The sequence below is a fragment of the Mesorhizobium sp. WSM4935 genome, from assembly GCF_029625735.1.
Lineage (GTDB): Bacteria > Pseudomonadota > Alphaproteobacteria > Rhizobiales > Rhizobiaceae > Mesorhizobium.
This window is the reverse complement of the sequence record NZ_JARTVR010000058.1, coordinates 1-277: the sequence shown is the minus strand read 5'-3', so window position 1 is coordinate 277 and position 277 is coordinate 1. Positions and strand designations below refer to the sequence as shown.

The window sequence follows — 277 nt, the reverse complement described above, 5'->3', positions numbered from 1 at the left end:
ATAATGTTCTTGCCGATAAGGCCCAGGTCGATTCAGTAATCGAGCTTGTTTACAAAAACGCCTCAGAAGAGGACGTGGAGGCTGACAAAGCGCAAAGAGCAGTGATCGCAGCCGCCTACGAATGTCAGCGCTTCCATGAAGCGAGCCTGGCGGCACAAACCCTGCGCGAGCATCATGAATTGCGCAGCCAGTCACGTGAAGCGATCGGCAAAGTAGCCCAACCGCTGGAGAAAGTCGTCCGGCTTCTAACCAGTAACAAGGACCTGATCTCCCACGA

At 54.2% G+C, this 277-nt stretch carries 1 protein-coding gene; it reads left to right on the top strand.

Features of this window, described 5'->3' with window-relative positions; translation table 11 throughout:
- Positions 1-277, top strand: a 277-nt coding sequence (locus tag P9273_RS32090; protein WP_278052579.1) for a hypothetical protein, incomplete at both ends; no start/stop codon positions are given.